The following is a 1,639-nucleotide window of genomic DNA, read 5'->3' as shown; positions in this document are numbered from 1 at the left end:
CTGGAATGGGGCGATATGCGGATGGACCCGACCGATCTGGCGGATGTCACCGGCTATGCCTTTCTGGTGAATGGCCGTGGCCCGCAGGACAACTGGACCGGCCTGTTCGAGCCGGGAGAGCGGGTCAGGCTGCGTTTCATCAACGCTTCCGCCATGAGCTTCTTCGATGTCCGTATTCCGGACCTGCCGATGACGGTGATCGCGGCCGACGGCCAGTTCGTCGTGCCGGTTCAGGCGCATGAGTTCCGCTTCGGCGTCGGTGAGACCTATGACGTGATCGTGCGACCGCAGCAGGATCGCGCCTTCACCATCATGGCCGAACCGCTGGACCGCTCGGGCTATGCCCGCGCCACGCTGGCGCCCCGGCTGGGCATGGAGGCGGAGATACCGGCGCTGCGCCCGCGCGCCATCCTGGCCATGTCCGACATGAACCACGGCGCCATGGGCATGGATATGGCCGGCATGGATCATGGCAACATGCCCATGGGCGGCATGGATCACAGCAAGATGCCGATGGGGAAGATGGACCATAGCAAGATGTCCATGGGAGGCATGGATCATGGCGCTGCCGGCAAGGGCCCGGACAAGTCGGGTCCGCCTGTCGGCTGGGACCAGGCCGGCACGCTGCCCGGCGAGAAGGCGCTGTCCTATGCCGATCTGAAGGCGTTTGCCAGGAATAGCGACGACCGCGAACCCGGCCAGGAAATCCTGGTCCGGCTGACCGGCATCATGGAACGCTATATCTGGACGCTGAACGGCCGGAAGTTCGAGCAGGGCGAGCCGGTCCGGGTGGCCTATGGCGAGCGGGTGCGCATCCGCTATGTGAACGAGACCATGATGGCGCATCCGATGCACCTGCACGGCATGTTCGTCGAGCTGGAGAATGGTGAGACCGAGCGCCGGCCGCTGAAGCATGTGGTGATCGTGCCGCCGGGAAAGGAAGTGTCGGTTCTGCTGACGGCGGACGAGCCGGGTGACTGGCCGTTCCACTGCCACCTCATGTACCACATGGCCTCGGGCATGATGACGCGCTTCATCGTCGAACGGCCGACGGCCGATGCCAGCAGAAAGGGCCGGGCATGAGCAGGGCACTGAAGCACGGGCTCGCCGGTCTGGGCCTCCTGCTGGCGGCTTCCGGGCCGTCGCTGGCGGCCGACGGCCATGACATGCTGTTCGGCAGCCTGCTGGTCGATCAGCTGGAGCATGGCTGGCGCGACGGGCAGGACACGGTGGCGTGGAAGGCGCAGGGCTGGATCGGCGGCGATGCCGAGAAGCTCTATCTGAAGACCGAGGGCGAGTATGTCCGCGACGATACGGTCGAGAAGGCGGAAGTGCAGCTGCTCTACAGCCGCATGGTCGCCGATTTCTGGGATGTCCAGGCCGGCATCCGGCACGATTTCCGGCCGGACGATCCATCGCGGACCTATGGCGTGTTCGGGTTCCAGGGGCTCGCACCCTATGTGATCGAAATGGATGCGTCCCTGTTCGTCAGCGAAAAGGGCGATCTCTCCGCCCGCTTCGAGGCTGAACACGACATCCTGATCACCCAGCAGCTGATCGCCCAGCCCAAGCTGGAGGTCAGTGCCGCCCTGCAGGAGGTCGAGGAACTCGGCATCGGTTCGGGCCTGAACGATATCGA

The 1,639-nt window shown here is 64.9% G+C and carries 2 protein-coding genes; both read left to right on the top strand.

The window, feature by feature from the left end; genetic code table 11:
* The coding region (locus tag BKM74_RS18355; RefSeq protein WP_176342617.1) for a multicopper oxidase domain-containing protein at positions 1-1,083 on the top strand (1,083 nt) is incomplete at its 5' end.
* A partial coding sequence (locus BKM74_RS18350; RefSeq protein WP_086467132.1) for a copper resistance protein B occupies positions 1,080-1,639 on the top strand: 560 nt, incomplete at its 3' end. The genes BKM74_RS18355 and BKM74_RS18350, both read left to right, overlap by 4 nt.

It is taken from the genome of Oceanibaculum nanhaiense (assembly GCF_002148795.1).
GTDB lineage: Bacteria > Pseudomonadota > Alphaproteobacteria > Oceanibaculales > Oceanibaculaceae > Oceanibaculum > Oceanibaculum nanhaiense.
This window is presented reverse-complemented; position numbering and strand designations above follow the sequence as displayed.